At 72.5% G+C, this 17123-nt stretch carries 17 protein-coding genes; 1 reads left to right on the top strand and 16 read right to left on the bottom strand.

Features of this window, described 5'->3' with window-relative positions; translation table 11 throughout:
* Nucleotides 1–25 precede the first annotated feature (25 nt).
* The 15 genes from IEZ04_RS08100 to IEZ04_RS08030 form a co-directional block, all read right to left on the bottom strand.
* Nucleotides 26–1066 carry a substrate-binding domain-containing protein gene (locus tag IEZ04_RS08100; protein WP_189215996.1) on the bottom strand — a complete coding sequence of 347 codons (1041 nt, stop codon included), beginning with the start codon at nt 1064–1066 and terminating at the stop codon, nt 26–28.
* 30 nt (nt 1067–1096) lie between these two features.
* Nucleotides 1097–2137, bottom strand: coding sequence for an ABC transporter permease (locus IEZ04_RS08095; protein WP_189215995.1), 1041 nt, complete (start codon nt 2135–2137; stop codon nt 1097–1099).
* Nucleotides 2134–3714, bottom strand: coding sequence for a sugar ABC transporter ATP-binding protein (locus IEZ04_RS08090; RefSeq protein ID WP_189215994.1), 1581 nt, complete (start codon nt 3712–3714; stop codon nt 2134–2136). Before IEZ04_RS08090 ends, IEZ04_RS08095 begins: the two co-directional genes overlap by 4 nt.
* 254 nt (nt 3715–3968) lie before the next feature.
* Nucleotides 3969–5150, bottom strand: coding sequence for an ROK family transcriptional regulator (locus IEZ04_RS08085; protein ID WP_189215993.1), 1182 nt, complete (start codon nt 5148–5150; stop codon nt 3969–3971).
* Between the two features lie 246 nt (nt 5151–5396).
* A complete protein-coding gene (locus tag IEZ04_RS08080) occupies nt 5397–6074 on the bottom strand; it encodes a GntR family transcriptional regulator (RefSeq protein WP_189215992.1) in 678 nt (225 codons plus the stop codon).
* 82 nt (nt 6075–6156) lie between these two features.
* Nucleotides 6157–7095 (bottom strand): beta-ketoacyl-ACP synthase III, encoded by a 939-nt coding sequence (locus IEZ04_RS08075; protein ID WP_189215991.1) that lies wholly within the window; start codon nt 7093–7095, stop codon nt 6157–6159.
* Nucleotides 7096–7291: 196 nt separating this feature from the next.
* Complete coding sequence (locus IEZ04_RS08070) at nt 7292–7435, bottom strand: MFS transporter small subunit (RefSeq protein ID WP_189215990.1); 144 nt, start codon at nt 7433–7435, stop codon at nt 7292–7294.
* Nucleotides 7422–8738, bottom strand: a complete 1317-nt coding sequence (locus tag IEZ04_RS08065; protein ID WP_189215989.1) for an OFA family MFS transporter — start codon at nt 8736–8738, stop codon at nt 7422–7424. The genes IEZ04_RS08070 and IEZ04_RS08065 overlap by 14 nt, the downstream gene beginning before the upstream one ends.
* 219 nt (nt 8739–8957) lie before the next feature.
* Nucleotides 8958–9860 (bottom strand): LysR family transcriptional regulator, encoded by a 903-nt coding sequence (locus tag IEZ04_RS08060; RefSeq protein WP_189215988.1) that lies wholly within the window; start codon nt 9858–9860, stop codon nt 8958–8960.
* 133 nt (nt 9861–9993) lie between these two features.
* Nucleotides 9994–10686 carry a type 1 glutamine amidotransferase domain-containing protein gene (locus IEZ04_RS08055; protein WP_189215987.1) on the bottom strand — a complete coding sequence of 231 codons (693 nt, stop codon included), beginning with the start codon at nt 10684–10686 and terminating at the stop codon, nt 9994–9996.
* Nucleotides 10683–11456, bottom strand: a complete 774-nt coding sequence (locus IEZ04_RS08050) for a type 1 glutamine amidotransferase domain-containing protein (protein WP_189215986.1) — start codon at nt 11454–11456, stop codon at nt 10683–10685. Before IEZ04_RS08050 ends, IEZ04_RS08055 begins: the two co-directional genes overlap by 4 nt.
* On the bottom strand, nt 11453–12730 hold the full coding sequence (locus IEZ04_RS08045) for an MFS transporter (protein ID WP_189215985.1): 1278 nt from the start codon (nt 12728–12730) through the stop codon (nt 11453–11455). Before IEZ04_RS08045 ends, IEZ04_RS08050 begins: the two co-directional genes overlap by 4 nt.
* Before the next feature lie 119 nt (nt 12731–12849).
* Nucleotides 12850–13644: an HAD family hydrolase gene (locus IEZ04_RS08040; RefSeq protein ID WP_189215984.1), complete on the bottom strand. Its 795-nt coding sequence runs from the start codon at nt 13642–13644 to the stop codon at nt 12850–12852.
* Nucleotides 13644–14201 carry a DJ-1/PfpI family protein gene (locus IEZ04_RS08035; protein ID WP_189215983.1) on the bottom strand — a complete coding sequence of 186 codons (558 nt, stop codon included), beginning with the start codon at nt 14199–14201 and terminating at the stop codon, nt 13644–13646. Before IEZ04_RS08035 ends, IEZ04_RS08040 begins: the two co-directional genes overlap by 1 nt.
* A 41-nt stretch (nt 14202–14242) precedes the next feature.
* Nucleotides 14243–14965 carry a cupin domain-containing protein gene (locus IEZ04_RS08030; protein ID WP_229820885.1) on the bottom strand — a complete coding sequence of 241 codons (723 nt, stop codon included), beginning with the start codon at nt 14963–14965 and terminating at the stop codon, nt 14243–14245.
* A 539-nt stretch (nt 14966–15504) separates the two neighbouring features.
* On the opposite strand from IEZ04_RS08030, the gene fdhD reads away from it, so the two are divergent.
* Nucleotides 15505–16368: a formate dehydrogenase accessory sulfurtransferase FdhD gene (fdhD, locus tag IEZ04_RS08025; RefSeq protein ID WP_189215981.1), complete on the top strand. Its 864-nt coding sequence runs from the start codon at nt 15505–15507 to the stop codon at nt 16366–16368.
* Nucleotides 16369–16464: 96 nt separating this feature from the next.
* On the opposite strand, the gene IEZ04_RS08020 is transcribed toward fdhD, so the two are convergent.
* On the bottom strand, nt 16465–17004 hold the full coding sequence (locus IEZ04_RS08020; protein WP_189215980.1) for an isochorismatase family protein: 540 nt from the start codon (nt 17002–17004) through the stop codon (nt 16465–16467).
* Nucleotides 17005–17123 lie beyond the last annotated feature (119 nt).

Raw genomic sequence — 17123 nt, 5'->3', positions numbered from 1 at the left:
CTGGCGCGGTGGGGGGTGCGGGCCGTCACTTGAAGCCGGTGGACATGTACTGGCCGACGTTCTCCTTGTCGACGACCGCGGAGTACAGCGTCAGCGACGACGGGACCTCGAACTCGGCCAGACCGCTGATGCCCTTGCCCTGGCCGAGCGCGCGGGCGACGTCGATCGCGGACGCGGCCATGGTGGGCGGGTAGAGGACGGTGGCCTTCAGCACACCGTCGTCGGCCTCGATGGCCTGCATGGCGGCGAGCGCCCCCGCGCCGCCGACCATCAGGAAGTCGTCGCGCCCGGCCTGCTCGATGGCCCGCAGGGCGCCGACGCCCTGGTCGTCGTCGTGGTTCCACAGCGCGTCGAAGCTCGACTGCGCCTGGAGCAGCTGCGCCATCTTGGCCTGCCCCGACTCGACGGTGAAGTCCGCCGCCTGCCGGGCCACCTTCTGGATGTTGGGGTAGTTCTTCAGGGCGTCGTCGAAGCCCTGCGTGCGCTGCCGGGTCAGCTCCAGGTTGTCGAGCCCGGCGAGCTCGACGACCCGGGCGTTCTCCTTGTCCTTGAGCTTCTCGCCGATGTAGTGCCCGGCGTTGAGACCCATGCCGTAGTTGTCGCCGCCGACGTAGGAGCGGTACGCCTGCGGGGAGTTGAAGACGCGGTCCAGGTTGACCACGGGGATGCCGGCGCGCATCGCCTTGAGGCCGACCTGGGTGAGGGCCTTGCCGTCGGCGGGCAGGACGACCAGGACGTCGACCTTCTTGTTGATGAGGGTCTCGATCTGGCCGATCTGCGTGGCGGTGTCGTTGGAGCCCTCGGTCACCTCGAAGGTGACGTCCTCGTACTTCGCCGCGCGGTTCTTGGCCTGCACGTTGACGGCGTTGAGCCAGCCGTGGTCGGCCTGCGGCCCGGCGTAGCCGATGGTGACCTCCTTGCCGGGCTTGTCGTCGGAGGCGGCCGGCTGGTCGTTGGCGGCGGGCTCGTCGCTCGGCTCGTTGCTGGTGCAGCCGGCGAGGACGACGCCGGCGCCGACCGCGGCGGTCCCGAAGAGCATCCTTCTGCGGCTCGTGAACTGTGACATGACGGTTGGTCCCTTCCCGTGTCGGCCCGTTCAGGTGGTGCTTGCGGTGCGTCGCTGGACCAGGACCGCGGCGACGATGATCGCGCCCTTGGCGATCTGCTGGACGTCGGTCTGCAGGTTGTTCAGCGCGAAGATGTTGGTGATCGTGGTGAAGATCAGGACGCCGAGCACGGAGCCGACGATGGTGCCGCGGCCGCCGGTGAGCAGGGTGCCGCCGATGATCGCGGCGGCGATGGCGTCGAGCTCGTAGAGGTTGCCGTTGGTGTTCTGGCCGGAGCCGGAGAGCACGATCAGCAGGAAGGCCGCGATGCCGCAGCACAGCCCGGAGAGCACGTACAGGTAGAGCCGCTGGCGGCGGACGTCGATGCCGGCGAGCCGGGCGGCCTCCGCGTTGCCGCCGACGGCGACCGTGCGCCGGCCGAACGTCGTCCGGTTGAGCACCAGCCAGCCGATGACGGTGACGACGGCGAAGACGAGGACCAGCGGCGGGATGCCGAGCACGTAGGCGTCGCGTTCGCCGAGGTCCAGGACGCTGGACACGGTGACGACCTGGGTGCTGCCGTCGGTGATCTGCAGGGCGAGTCCGCGGGCCGAGGCGAGCATGGCGAGGGTGGCGATGAAGGGCACCATCCCGCCGTACGCGACGAGCACGCCGTTCACCAGGCCGCAGCCCACGCCGACGGCCACCGCGGTGAAGAGGATGCCCGCGAAGCCGAACTCCTGGGTGGCCACCGTGGTCGCCCACACCGAGGCGAGGGCGACGATCGCGCCCACGGACAGGTCGATGCCGCCGGAGACGATGACGAAGGTCATGCCGACGGTGACGACGCCGATGACGGACGCCTGGGTGAGGACGAGCTGCAGGTTGCGGGTGTCCAGGAACGCGTCCGGCGCGGTGATGCCGCCGATGAGGACCAGCGCGGCGAGGACGCCGAGCAGCGAGAGGGTGCGGACGTCGGCGCGGGCGAAGGCGACGCGCGGGCCGGACTTCCCGCTCGCCTTCGGCACCTCCTCGCCGGTTCCGCCGGTGCCGCCGGTGCTGCCCCGGGGCGGTGATACGGGCTGCGTCATGACGCCGGGGTTCCTTCCATGGGACTCGATGGGCTGACGGGGCTCGTGGGGCTCACGGAGCTGCTTCCTTCCATGACCAGGTCGAGGACGCGGTGTTCGTCCAGTTCACGGGCGGGAGCCCGGTGCACGATCCGGCCCTCGCGCAGGACGAGCACCCGGTCGGCGAGGCCGAGGACCTCGGGCACCTCGCTGGAGACCAGCAGGACGGCAAGACCCTCGTCGGCGAGGCGGCGGACGACCGCGTACAGCTCGGCGCGGGCGCCCACGTCCACCCCGCGGGTGGGCTCGTCCAGCAGCAGGACCTTGCAGCCGCGCAGCAGCCAGCGGGCGAGGACGGCCTTCTGCTGGTTGCCGCCGGAGAGGGTGCGCACGGGGACGTCGGGGTTGTCGGGGCGCAGCGACAGCTCCCGTACCGCCGTCCGCGCGGCCGCGGACTCGGCGCCCCGGTCCATCCAGCCGCCGCGCGAGAAGCGGGACATGGACGACACGGAGACGTTTCTGGTGACGGACTCCAGCATCAGCAGGGCCTGCGCCTTGCGCTCCTCGGGGGCGAGCCCGAGCCCGGCGGCGACGGCGGCGCGGACGCTGCCGGGCCGCAGCGGCTTCCCGTCGACGAGGACGCGCCCCGCGGTGGGCTTGCGCGCCCCGTAGACGGTCTCCAGGATCTCCGAGCGCCCGGAGCCGACGAGGCCGGCCAGCCCGACGATCTCGCCGGGGTGCACGGTGAGGTCGAACGGCTCGAACTCCCCCGCGCGGGCGAGGCCCCGGACCTCCAGCAGCGGTGTGCCGGTGGGCGGCTGCGCGGTCCCGGCGGGCCGCTCGGGGAAGACGTACTCGACGGTGCGGCCGGTCATCAGGGCCACGACCTCGCGCGTCGGGGTGGTCTTCGCGGGCAGTCCGCCCGCCACCGAGCGCCCGTCCTTCAGGACGGTCACCCGGTCGCCGATGCGGCGGATCTCCTCCAGCCGGTGCGAGATGTAGATGACGGCGACCCCGTCGGCGGTCAGGTCGCCGACGATGCGGAACAGGTTGTCGGTCTCGTCCGGGTCGAGCGCGGCGGTCGGCTCGTCCATGACGATGAGGCGTACGTCGTGGGAGAGCGCCCTGGCCATGGAGACGATCTGCTGCTGGGCGGCGGACAGGTCCCCCACCAGCCGGGCGGGGTCGACCTCGGGGTGCCCGAGCCGCCGCAGCAGCGCCGCCGTGGACTCCTTCGCCGCCCTGCCCCGTACGACGAGACCGGCGGCCGTGGGCTCATGGCCCAGGTACACGTTCTCGGCCACCGACAGGTGCTCCACCAGGTCGAGTTCCTGGTACATGGTGGCGATGCCGCGGCGCACGGCGGCGATCGGGGACTTCAGGGTGACGGGTTCGCCGTGCCAGGTGATGGTGCCGCCGTCGGGCTGGTGGGCGCCGGCGAGGACCTTGATGAGCGTGGACTTCCCGGCGCCGTTCTGGCCGAGCAGGCAGTGCACCTCGCCGGCCTGGACGTCGAGGTCGACGCCGTCCAGGGCCCGGACTCCGGGGAAGGACTTGGTGATGCCGGACATGGTGAGCAGGGGTGGTTCGGGTGCCATGACGGTCCCCCTCGGCGGGCGTGCGGGCCTGTTCCAGGGCGGAGCTGAGGTGCTTCGGGCGGGGCGGGGCTGTTTGCGGGCAGGACGGATCGTGAGCTGGGCATGACAGGGCAGAGCGGGGTGAGGTGTGGTGCCGGGGCGTGCTGCGCTGTGCTGTGCTGTGCTGTGCGGGCTTACACGTGTTGCCGGGCTGGCGTACGGACGTGCTGACGTGGACGTGCTGACGTACCTGGTCGTGCGGGTGGGCCGGGTGTCTACACGGGTGAGAACAGGTGGTCGCTGATGAGGCGGGCCGCACCGATGACTCCGGCGGTGGGGCCCAGTTCGCCCAGCACGATGGGCAGGTTGCCGGTCGCGAGCGGGAGGGACTGACGGTAGACCTGGGTGCGGATGGCGGCGAGCAGATTGTGGCCGAGACCGGTGACGCCGCCGCCGATCACCACCAGGCCGGGGTTGAAGAAGCTGACGAGTCCGGCGATGACCTGGCCGGTGCGGGCGCCGCCCTCGCGGATCAGGTCGAGCGCGGTCGCGTCGCCCGCGGCGGCCGCGGCGGCGACGTCGACGGCGCTGAGCGCACCGCTCGCCTGGAGGCGTGCGGCCAGTTCCGGGGAGCGTCCCTGCTGGGCCGCCTCCGTCGCGTCGCGGGCGAGCGCCGCGCCGCTGAAGTGGGCCTCCAGGCAACCGCGGTTGCCGCAGGGGCAGGGACGCCCGTCGGGCACCGCCTGGATGTGCCCGATGTCGCCGGCGCTGCCCGTCGTACCGCGGTGGACCTCACCGCCGACGACGATGCCGCAGCCGATACCGGTGCCGATCTTGACGCAGAGGAAGTCGCCCACGGAACGGGCGACGCCCGCGTGCTGCTCCCCCATCGCCATCAGGTTCACGTCGTTGTCGACCATGACCGGGCAGCCGAGCTCCTGGCTGAGTGCCTCGCGGACCGGGAACCCGTCCCAGCCCGGCATGATCGGCGGCGCGACCGGGACGCCCTCGGGGAAGCGGACCGGTCCGGGGACGCCGACGCCGGCGCCGTCGAAGCCCTCGGCCAGTCCCGTGGCCCGCAGCTTGCCGGCCATGTCCAGGGCCTGCTCGAAGACGGCGACCGGTCCCTCGCGGACGTCCATGGGCTGGTTGATGTGCCCGAGGACCTCCAGCTCGGCGTTGGTCACGGCGACGTCGACGGAGGTCGCGCCGATGTCGATGCCCAGGAAGCGGAGCTGGGGCGCGAGCCTGATGTTGTGGGAGCGCCGGCCGCCGCGCGAGGCGGCGAGTCCGTCGGCCACGACCAGGCCCGTCTCCAGCAGCCGGTCCACCTCGACGGCCAGCTTCGACCGGGAGAGGTCGACCCGGTCGCCGAGCTGTGCCCGCGAGCTGGGACCGCCGTCGCGCAGCAGACGCAGCAGCCGGGCCTGGTGGGCGTTGGCGGGTCGAGCCGTCATGCGTCTCACATGCCCCTCCCTGCCTCGATCGGCTGCGTACGTCGGATGTCGGGTTCCGGTCACGCCTGTGCGGCGTGCTTTCGAGGGGAACGTAGCAGCGGGTGCTGTGGCTGGGAAGAAGTTGCGCAGGAATTGGTGGCGACTTTCTCCACTCGCAGGACAAAGGGATGCGCCAGGAGGGGTGACGCGTCGAGGGCGCCCGCCGTGCCGGCGGGCGCCCTCGACGCGCCTGGTCCCGTTCGGGCCCTACCCGCGTGCCCGCGCGTGGTACGTCCGTCGTGTGTGCTCCGTGTGGGCGCGCATCACCTCGGTCGCGCGCTGTCCGTCGCGGGCCGCGATCGCCGCGATGAGGTCACGGTGCTCGATCCAGGACTGCCGGCCGCGCTGCCGGGCGACCGGTGTGTAGTACCAGCGGACCCGGCGGTCGACCTGGCCGGCCAGCTCCGCGAGGACCGCGTTGCCCGCGAGTTCCATGACCTTGGCGTGGAAGCGGGCGTTGGTCGCGACGGCGCCGTCCACGTCGTCGGCGGCGACCGCGCGCTCGCCCTCGGCGCACAGTTCCTCCAGGGCCTCGATGCCCGCGGTGCCCGCGTGGGCGGCGGCGAGCCGGGCCGCCTCGGCCTCCAGCAGGGTGCGCACCGTGAGGAGCTGGTCGGCCTCCTCCTCGGTCGGCTCGTGCACGAACGCGCCCTGCGCGGGCCGCAGGTCGACCCAGCCCTCGGTGTTCAGCCGCTGCAGCGCCTCGCGCACGGGCTGCCGGGAGACTCCGAGGTGACCGGCGAGCTCGCTCTCGACCAGGTGCTGGCCGGGCCGCAGGGCGCGCGTGGTGATGAGTTCGAGCAGGGCCTCGTAGACGCGGTCGCGCAGCGGACCGGGGCGTTCGAGCCGGGGCACCGCCCCCTGCGGCAGTCCTGTCGACAACATCGCGGTCCCCCTCCAGGGCAGCGGCGGCAGCGCGGCGGCCGGCCGAGCCGGTATGGATTGGCTTTCGTCTACAGTCTACGGTTCACGGACACCGGACGACCTGCCCGCCGTACGACAGGTTCCCGCCGAAGCCGAACAGCAGGACCGGGTCGCCGCTCGTGATCTCGCCGCGTTCGATCAGCTTGGAGAAGGCGAGCGGGATGCTCGCGGCCGAGGTGTTGCCGGAGTCGACGACGTCGCGCGCCACCACGGCGTTCACCGCGCCGAGCCGTTCCGCGAGGGGCTCGATGATGCGCAGGTTGGCCTGGTGCAGCACGACCGCGGCGAGGTCCTCGGGGGCCGTCCCGGCGCGCTCGCACGCCCGGCGGGCGATGGCGGGCAGCTTCGTGGTCGCCCAGCGGTAGACGCTCTGGCCCTCCTGGGCGAAGCGCGGGGGCGTCCCCTCGATGCGTACCGCGTGCCCCATCTCGGGCACCGATCCCCACAGCACCGGTCCGATGCCGGGCTCGGCGGCGGCCTCGACGACGGCGGCGCCCGCTCCGTCCCCGACGAGGACGCAGGTGGTGCGGTCGCTCCAGTCGGTGACGTCGGACATCTTGTCGGCGCCGACCACCAGGGCCCGGTCGGCGGCGCCCGCCCGCACGGCGTGGTCGGCGGTGGCGAGGGCGTGGGTGAACCCGGCACAGACGACGTTGACGTCCATGGCGGCCGGGGAGGGGATGCCGAGGCGCGCGGCGAGCCGGGCGGCGGTGTTCGGCGAGCGGTCGACGGCGGTGGAGGTGGCCACGACGACGAGGTCGACGGCGTCGGGCGCGAGACCGGCGGCCGCGAGGGCCTTGGCGGCGGCGTGCGCGGCCAGTTCGTCGACCGGTTCCCCGGGCCCGGCGATGTGGCGCGTACGGATGCCCACGCGGGTTCTGATCCACTCGTCGCTGGTGTCGACCATGCCCGCCAGGTCCTCGTTGGTGAGCACCTTGGCGGGCTGGTAGTGGCCGACGGCGACGATGCGCGAGCCGTTCATGTGGGGAATCCCCTCGTTGCCGTGGGTAGCGGAATTCCCCAGTCTGATCAGTGACTCACGGGTACGAGGGCGTGCGGGGGAACAGGAATGGGCGGCCCCGGTTGTGGGCTTCTGTCAGACACCTGGACGCCCGGGGCGCCGCGAACAGTGTCCGGGCGCCCCGGAGCGCGTGACCGGACGGCCGGTGACCGTGCCGTCAGCCGGTGAACAGCTGGGTCACCTTCCGGACGAGTTCGTACAGACCGTAGGCGAGCGGCGCGCCCACCCAGATCCACGAGACGACGATGAGCCCCTGCCGGCCGGCCGGGGTGCTGTCCCTGCCGGTGTCACTGCCGGACATCGACGGCCTCCTCCTGCTCGGCGGCCACGTGGTGGCGCGCGTGGACGGGGCGGACCAGCTCGTTGGCGACGAAGCCGACCACCAGCAGCCCGATCATGATCCACATCGACAGGCCGTACAGGTTCGCGCCGGTCTTGCCCGCCGCCTCCTGCCGGTCCGCGATCCAGTTGACGATCAGCGGTCCGAGGACGCCGGCGGTGGACCAGGCGGTGAGCAGCCGGCCGTGGATGGCGCCGACCTGGTAGGTGCCGAACATGTCCTTCAGGTACGCCGGGATGGTCGCGAAGCCGCCCCCGTAGAAGGAGAGGACGACCAGCGCGCAGACGATGAACAACGGCTTGGAGCTGTCCCCGAACCACGCGATGAGCGCGTACATCAGCGCGCCCACCCCCAGGTAGACGCGGTAGATGTTCTTGCGCCCGATGAGGTCGGAGGTGGAGGACCAGCCGAGGCGGCCGGCCATGTTGGCCGCCGAGAGCAGCGCGACGAACCCGGCCGCCGCCGACACCGAGACGGGTGCGGAGGTGTCCGCGAAGAAGTCCTGGATCATCGGCGCGGCCTTCTCCAGGATGCCGATGCCCGCGGTCACGTTCATGCAGAGCACGATCCACAGGAACCAGAACTGCGGGGTGCGCAGCGCGCTGTTGGCGGAGACCTGCACGCCCTCCAGCGGTGCCGGACCGCCGTCGGTGGACGCGGCGGGCCGCGGCACGCGGATCAGGAACACACCGAGCGACATGAAGACGGCGTACGCGAGACCGTGCACGAGGAAGGCCTGCGCGATGCCGCCGCTGTCGGCGCCGAAGGACTCCAGCATCTGCGCGGACCACGGCGAGGCGATCAGCGCGCCGCCGCCGAAGCCCATGATGGCGATGCCGGTGGCCATGCCGGGCCGGTCCGGGAACCACTTCATCAGGGTCGACACGGGTGAGATGTAGCCGATGCCGAGGCCGATGCCGCCGACGAAGCCGTAGCCGAACACGATCAGCCAGTACTGCTCCGTCCAGGCGCCGAGCGCGGACAGCAGGAAGCCCGAGGAGAAGCAGACCAGGGACACGGTCATGGCCCAGCGCGGACCGTTGCGCTCGACGAGGGTGCCGCCGAACGCGGCGGACAGGCCGAGCATCACGATGGCGAGCTGGAAGGGCAGGGCGCTCTGGGTGCCGCTCAGGCCGAGGGCGGACTCCAGGGCGGGTTTGAACACGGACCAGGCGTACGCCTGCCCGATGGAGAGGTGCACCGACAGGGCCGCGGGCGGGACGAGCCAGCGGCTCCAGCCGGGTGGCGCTACAGGGGGACTCATGATCCGGACGATAGGAACCGGCCGCCCGGTTGGGAAGGAGCCGAAGCTCAAGGGCCGGCCATATGCGGTGAGCGGTAAGCAAGGTGCGACGAACGGTCGTTTCCGGCCGATGAACGGTCGGGAGCGGCCATTGCGGTGCGCTGTGGCGCGGTGACGGATCATGACTGTGGCGGATTCACGACCCCGGTGCACCGGGTTCCGTCCTCCCCATGTCCATGACTACGTCCACAGCTGCGCCTTCATCAGCAGGTGCCCGTGCAGGAGCGCGAGGTTCGGCCGGGTCAGCTCGCCCTGGCGGACCACGAGGTAGAAGGTGTTGATGGGCGGGACCTCGGGTTCCAGGAGCGGGACGACCTCGCCCGCCGCCAGTTCCTCCACACACAGGTACGTCGGCAGGACGGAGATCCCGGCCGACGACTTCACGGCGGCGAGCGCGCCTCTCAGGTCGGGTACGACGAGGGCGGGCTTCGCGGTGGGCCGGGTGCCGAAGACGGCGAGCCAGTAACGGCGGATGATGGGCAGCACCTCGGCGTAGCTGATGAGCGGGTAGTCCTCCAGCACGGCCGGGCCGTCGGCCGCGAGCCGGTCCCGGGGAATGCACCGGGACAGCTTCTCGGAGGCGAGGAGCATGAACTCCTCGTCGACGAGCGGGGTGGCGGCGAAGCCCCGCACACGCGGCCGTACGGTCGACAGCACCAGGTCGACCCGCCGGTCCATCAGGACGGTGAGGAGGTCGTCCGCGAGACCGAAGTGCATCCGGAGCTGCAGCCCGTCGGCGATGAGGTCGCTGACGGCGGGGATCACGCGGCTGGTCATGAGTTCGACGGGCCCGCCCACGTGGACGGGCCCGCGGGCCTGCTCGTTCCCGAAGCAGCGTTCGACGGCGCCCGCCAGCGTGTCGATCGGGACCTGCACCTCGCGCACGAGGGCGTCGGCGGCGGACGTGGGTTCCACGCCCTGCGGGAGCCGTTCGAAGAGCGGACGTCCCAGTTCCTTCTCCAGGTTGCGCACCTGGTGGGTGACGGCAGGCTGGGAGAGTCCCAGGGCCTGGGCCGCCTTGGTGAACGATCCGAGCCGGTAGACGGTGACGAAGGTGCGCAGCCAGCCCAGCTGAATCGTCATGGAGGCCCCCCGTAGGCACCCGTCCGCCCGCCGAGGGCAAAACGGACATGTACAAGGGTTACTCTGCCATCACGACGTCCCGCCGGGCAGTCGGCGGACCGGGCAGCGCCTGGCTACCCGGCGTGAACCGGCCTCAGCGCGACCCGCGTTCGGCGAGCGCGAGCCGGGCGACCCGGACGGCGGAGGCCGGGTTCTGGCCGGTGACGAGGCGCCGGTCGGCGACGGCGTGCTCCGCGAAGTCGGCCGTCCGGGTATGCCGGGCGCCGCGCTCCACCAGCCTGTCCTCCAGCAGGAAGGGGACGACGTCGGCGAGACCGACGGCCGCCTCCTCCTCGTTGGTGAAGCACGCGACCTGCTTGCCGTCGACGAGGTGGGAGCCGTCGCTCAGCCTGATGTCGACCAGCCCGGCCGGGCCGTGGCAGACGGCCGCCACGACACCGCCGCGCTCGTAGACGGCGGCGGCGAGGGCGGCCAGTTCGGTGGCTCCGGGGAAGTCCCACATGGCGCCGTGCCCGCCCGCGTAGAAGATGATGTCGTAGTCCTCGGCGCTGACGTCGGCCGCGGTGCGGGTCGACTCCAGGGCGGCCTTGTGGTCCGGGTCCGCCAGGAACGCGGTGACGACCTCGTCCTCCGGGTCCACGCCGTCCTGCGGAGGAGCTCCGCCGCGTACGGACACGAAGTCGATGTCGTAGCCCTCCGCGCGGAACACGGCCGCCGGGTGGGCGACCTCCGGGACGTAGAAACCGGTCGTGCGGCCGGTGTCGCCGAGCTCGCCGTGGCTGGTGAGGGCGAACAGGACCTTCCTCTTCTGCTGCTGCTTCGTCATGGCACGTGCCTCCGTGTCGGGTCGGGATCCGGGGTGCGTGGGCGATCGGGGTGTGACGGGAATCGGGCGGGCGGGACGGGCGCGGTTCCGCCGGCGCCGCCGGCGCCGAGGAGATCGGCGAGCCGCTCGCCCAGCGCGCGGGCGGACGCCGGGTTCTGTCCGGTGACCAGCCGGCCGTCGACCACCACGTGCGGCAGTCTGTCGGGCGCGTGGGTGTGGACGGCGCCGCGCTCCTCCAGGGCGCGCTGGAGCAGGAACGGCACCACGCCGTCGAGTCCGCGCGCCCGCTCGTGCGCGTCGGCGAACGAGGTCAGGTTGCGGCCCGCGACCAGGTGGCTCCCGTCCGACAGCCGTACGTCCACGAGGGCGGCCGGGCCGTGGCAGACGGCGGCCACGATCCCGCCGGCCTCGTACACGCGGCGGGCGAGCGACTCCACGGCCTGGTTCCCGCGGAAGTCCCACATGGTGCCGTGGCCGCCGACGAAGTACACGGCGGCGTACTCGCCGGGGTCCGTCTCCTCCGGCGTCCGCGCGGAGTCCAGGAGCGCGCCGCCCTCCGAGTCGGCGAGGAACGCGGTGTGGGCCGGGCAGTCGGCGTCGTACCCGGTCACCGGGGGCCGTCCGCCCCGTACGGAGACGAGGTCGACCTCGTGGCCGGCGTCCCGGAGGATCCGCCACGGTTCGGCCGTCTCACCGAGGTGGAAGCCGGTGGGCCGGCCGCTGTCGCCGAGTTCGCCGTGGCTGGTGAGGACGAAGAGGACCTTGCTCATACGGGGTCACCCGCTGTCTTCAGGGCGGTGGCGTCGGCCGGTCCGCCGGGCGGACGGCCGGGCGGGCCGTCGGACGGCCGCCGTGTGACCGGCGGCCGGGTGCAGACCGCCACCCCGCACGCCGCCGCCAGCGTGGCCGCCGCCGAGACGGCCGCCACCGTGCGGTACCCGGTGTGCGCGGCCGCGAGCTGCCCCAGGGACGACCCGACGAAGAGCACGAAGGTGTTGAACGAGACCGCGGCCCCCGCGGCGTCCGGGACGAGACGGTGCAGCAGCCCCACCAGGCCCGGTACGACCAGACTGATCCCGCCGACGAAGACCACGGTCCCGGCCAGCAGCACCGCGGGCACCGCCGTGACCTGCGCCAGCAGCAGCCCCGCCGACGCCACGACGAACCCCGCCACCGTCAGCGGGCGCGGCCCGCGCGCCCCCGCGAGCCGGTTCACCACCGGGCCGGCCACCAGACCCAGCGCACCCAGCGCCTGGACGCCCAGCAGGCCGGCCGCGTCGTACCCGGCGGTCGCCCCGAGATGCGCGTTCAGCGCCGCGTACAGCGCGACGAAGCTGCCGAACACCGTGAGCGCCGAGGCGAACACCGCCACGGTGCCCCGGTGCCGCAGCAGCCCGCCCAGCGTCGCGGCCACGCCGCGCGCCGAGGCGGACGAGCGCCCCCGCGCCGGTGCCAGCAGCAGCCAGAAGGCCACCGCAGCGGCCGCGTAGACCAGGGCCGCCGGCCAGAACGCCAGGCGCCACCGGTCGGCGACCGCCTGCCCGTAGACCTGCCCGGCGACCCCCGCGCCCAGCAGGCCGGTGGTGAGGAACGACAGTGCCACCGCGCGCCGTGCCGGCGGTGCGTGCTCCGCCACGTACGCCAGCGCCACCGGCGCGAAGGCGGCCGCGGCAAGGCCCTGCACCACCCGGAAGGCCAGGAACCAGCCGAAGCCCGGGCTGACCGCCACCGCCCCGGTCGCGGCCGCCGTCGCCAGCGTGCCGAACGCCAGCACCGGCCGCCGCCCCACCCGGTCCGACAGCGGTCCGAAGGCCAGGAAGCCGACGGCGTACGCCAGCGAGAACGCGCTGCCCGTCCAGGCCGCGGCCGCCGCGCTCACCCCGAACGCCCGCTGGACGCCGCCGGCCACCGGGATCGCCAGATACAGCTGGGCGGGGATCGCGAACGCCATCGCCACCAGGGCGACGAGCTGGACGGTGAACCCCGTCCGTGCCTGCCTCCCACCGGGCGGGGGCGGGACGGACCGTGCGGTGCTCCTGTGCATGGATCTCCTGCTCGGTATCTCGGGACGCTCCGGTGAACCCGTGGGCGGGGGCGGTGCGGGCGCGTTCACGCCCGCACCGCCCCCGCCGCCGGCCGGCACCGTCGGCACCGGCCCCGACGTCACACGGTCACGGGAGCGAGGTGACGTACCTCGGACAGGTGCAGCGCGGGGACCGCGTGCCGGTCCGCCTCGGCCCGGTGCTCGGGGGTCGCGTACCCCCACAGCGCCCACCGGGCGCGGGCGCCGGTCCGGGCGACCTCGCGCACGTTGGCGAGGTTGTCGTCGATGAAGGTGATGCGCTCCACCGGCACCCCCCACCGCGCGCTGACGTCCAGGACGGCCCCGGCCTTGTGCCGGCACTCGCCGAACACCTCGCGCACGGTGTGCTCGACGCCGTGCCGGGCCAGGATCGCCCGCACCGATCCCTCGTCCTTGGCGGTGACGACCACGACGCGGCCGCCGCAGCGGCGCAGCAGGCCGGCCATGCCCGGGTAGAGGGTGTGCAGGTCGAGCCAGAAGTCCGGCTCCCCGGTCCGCAGCCACTCCCGTGCCGCGCCGGCCGCCGTGGTGAACCCGCGGACGAACGCAGCGTCCAGGCCGGAGAAGAGAGCGTCGAACGCGGCCTGCGAGTCCACCGCCCCGGCTCCGGGCAGGTGCGCCACCACGAAGTGGTCCAGCAGGCGTGCGTAGTCCCGGACGCGGCGGAACCGCTCGACGAACTCGTCGGGCACGCGCTCCAGTTGCTCGGCCCCCGACAGCGAGGGGTCGAGCCCCCGTCCGCCGAGCCAGGTGACGAGCGCGCACTCCTTGAGCGCGTCGGCCACCACTCCGTCGAAGTCGACCGCCAGCACATCGCCGCAGTCCCCGGTCCGGCCGCCGTCCCCGCCGCGGCCGTTCTCCCCCGTCCCCGTCATCAGGCGGCCCGCTCCCCACCGCCGCCGAGCTTCTCGGCGGTCGTGAAGACCGCCCGCATGAACGCGCCCATGTAGCCGTAGTACGAGCAGGTGATGATGTTGCCGTCGACGATGACGTCGCTGTCCACCACGTCCGCGCCCGCGTTGATCACGTCGTCCCGCAGCCCGATGTACGCGCAGGCCCTGCGGCCCTTGAGGACACCGGCGCTGACCATGATCCAGGGGCCGTGGCACAGGCCCGCGACGACCTTGCCGGCCCGGTCCATGCCCGCGACGAAGTCCAGCACGTCGCGGTCCTGGCGGACGCGGTCCGGGGCCTCGTGGCCGCCGGTGAGGATCACGACGTCGTAGTCCTCGACGGCGAGGTCCTCGAAGGAGATCAGCGGGCCGGCGGTCTTGTCCATCGGCAGCGGGACGCCGTACTTGCCGGTGACCGGATCGGCGTGCTTCGTCGCCACGTCGACGTGCCAGCCCTCCTCGAGGAGGCGGTAGTACGTGAAGACGACGTCGTGGTCCTGGAATCCCGGACCGGTGATGATGACGGCATTGCGAGACATTGCTGGCTCCCCCATTGTATGGCGGTCGTATGGCGCGGAATTCAGTGGTTGCGGCTGATGGACAGGTACGTCCTGTCCATCAGCGGCCGCCGGGTGTCGGCCGGGTTTCCGGTCAGGATCTCGACGTCGGAGTTCACCACGCCGGAAACGCACAGCGGAATGTGGAAGATGTCCTCCGGACGCCGCCGGTAGAAAATGTCCATTCCGGTGCGCAGCTCGAACCGGAACCGCCGGTCCGGGCTCGTTTTCCGCATACGGGCGTTCGGCAGGGACGGAACGGCGCGCATGGTGTTCCGCGGGTGTTCCACCGACTGCGACTCGTACGCCGTGCCGGCGCGGTTGTAGTCGTCCTGCAGCCGCATGAGGTCGAACTTGTTCCTCGGCACCTCGACCTCGATGAGTTCCAGCGGGTCGTCCCCCATGTTCCGCGTCCCGTGGAACGTGCCCCGCGCGATGCGCAGGACCGAGCCCGCCGCGATCCGGATGTCCTCCCGGTCGAGTCCCGTGGTGGCGCCCTGCCCCCCGAGGCACAGCAGGTACGTCAGCTTCCTCGGGTGCACGTGGATCGACGTGCTGTGCGGCGTGTCGATGTGCAGCGACCACAGGTCGAAGAAATCGTCGACGTAGGCACGGTACTCGTGGCCCCACGGCTTGGGAATGATCCGGTCCAGGTGCGCGTCGTCGTCGAACTGTTCGTTCAACGCCCGCGATCCGGCCCGCACCAGCCTCCTGAGCTGCGCGATGTCCGCCCTCCCGGCGTCCATGCGCACAATACCTGTTCCGGTTCCGCCCGTTCCGGCGCGGGTTTCGTACGTGACGGTCATGAGCCCCCCGATTCAGCCGTCCCTCTTTCCCGTCAACTTAAGCAGTCGGCACAGCGGGGGTTCAAATAAAAAGACCTGGGAGGGGTATATACCACTTAATACCGGGACCGGGAACCTCCGTTCCGGTACTTCACCTCCGAAGGTTACTCCCGGGCTCAGGGCCACGAAAAGGCTTTCCCGAACGAGGTTCGGTCCGCCCCGCGCGGCCCGCCGGGCCGACGCCCGGCGGGCCACGCGGGCGGCGCACGAGATGGCGTGCGGAGCCTTGCCGGCCCAACTTCCATACTGTACACAGTATTTCGTCGACGAGCCTGGGCGGCGGCGCGCAGACCGCCGCACGGGCCGTGGCATCAGCCCGGATGTACAGCACAATGATGTGTACAGGGGGTCACCGGCCACGACGGTCCGGTGGCTCCGGCGATCCGCACAGCAAGGGCCGTTCGGGCCACAGCACGCAAGGAACCGGGGCTGATCGGGACATGGGACGAGTCACGGAACGACGCAAGGTCATCCGCATCCGGGACGGCGCGGTCTCCAGCCGCCCGGACACACTCGTTGCGGAGGAGCCCCTGGAGATCCGGCTCAACGGCAAGCCGCTCGCGATCACCATGCGCACCCCGGGCGACGACTTCGCCCTGGCCGCGGGCTTCCTGGTCAGCGAGGGCGTGCTGGGCGGCGCGGACGAGCTGCGGAACATCGTGTACTGCGCCGGGGCCACGGCCGACGGGTCGAACACCTACAACGTGGTGGACGTGTCGACGGCGCCCGGCGTCGTCATCCCGGACATCACCCTGGAACGCAACGTCTACACGACCTCGTCGTGCGGGCTGTGCGGCAAGGCGAGCCTGGACGCGGTGCGCACCACGGCCCGGTGGGCCGTCGACGACACCCGCGGCGGCGAGACCTCACCGCTCCGGCTGGAACCCGAGCTGCTCGCGAGTCTCCCCGACCGGCTGCGCGCGGCCCAGCGGGTCTTCGACCGGACCGGGGGGCTGCACGCGGCGGCCCTGTTCTCCGAGGACGGGGAGCTCCTCGACGTCCGCGAGGACGTGGGCCGGCACAACGCGGTCGACAAACTGGTGGGACGCGCCCTGCAGAACGGCGCGCTGCCGTTGTCCCGCACGGTCCTGCTGGTGTCGGGCCGCGCCTCCTTCGAGCTCGCGCAGAAGGCCGTGATGGCGGGCATCCCGGTGCTGGCCGCGGTGTCGGCGCCGTCGTCCCTGGCGGTGGACCTGGCGGCCGAGACCGGGCTGACCCTGGTGGGCTTCCTGCGGGGCGCCTCCATGAACGTGTACGCGGGCGAGCACCGGATCGCCCTGCGGGCCGCGGCCGCCCAGGGCTGACCCGGCTCCTCCGCTGCACGGCGGCGGGGCTCCGACCGACGGGGAGCGCCCCCTGCGCCGTAGGGGCCCCGCCTCGGAAGCGCCCCGGGGTACGCCTCAGCGCACGAAGCGCACGTCCTCGACGCCCGCCACCGTGCCCAGCCGCGGGAAGTCCAGGCGGACCGAGGCCTCGTGCTCGGCGGCCGTGAACGCGGACATCGCCTCCTCGACGAAGACCAGGCCGTAGCCGAGGTCGGCGGCGGCGCGGGCGGTGGACTCGACACCGAGGTTCGTGGCGACGCCGCCGAACACGAGGGTGGTGACGCCCCGCTCGCGCAGCCGCTCGTCGAGACCGGTGCCCTGGAACCCGCCGACGGTCCGTTTCACGATCTCCAGATCGCCGTCCGCGGCGAGCCCGGCGGCCAGGCCGCTGCCCGGCGGCTGCTCGACGACGCCGGAACGCTCCACCCGGATCAGCACGACGGGGGCGCCCGCCCCGCGGAAGGTCCGCGCCAGCCGCTCGGCGGCGACCAGCACGTCCGTGCCCTTGTGCGGCTCGAGGGGCAGCCCGACCATACGGTCCATCAGGTCGACGAGCACGAGGGCGGTGCGCGCGGGGTCGAGCGCCAGGCGGGGTTCGGTGTCCGGTGCGGTCATGACGGAACGTTAGCCCGCACGGGCCGTCCGCACCGGAAATCCGGGTCGACGAACCCGTGAACGGCTCGCATTCGGCCGCCGACACGTCGGCACCCGGACCGGTGTCCGGTTCACGCCGC

Source organism: Streptomyces ruber, from assembly GCF_014648075.1.
Lineage (GTDB): Bacteria > Actinomycetota > Actinomycetes > Streptomycetales > Streptomycetaceae > Streptomyces > Streptomyces ruber.
Note: the sequence above shows the minus strand (reverse complement) of the source record. Positions and strands in the feature narration are given on the sequence as shown.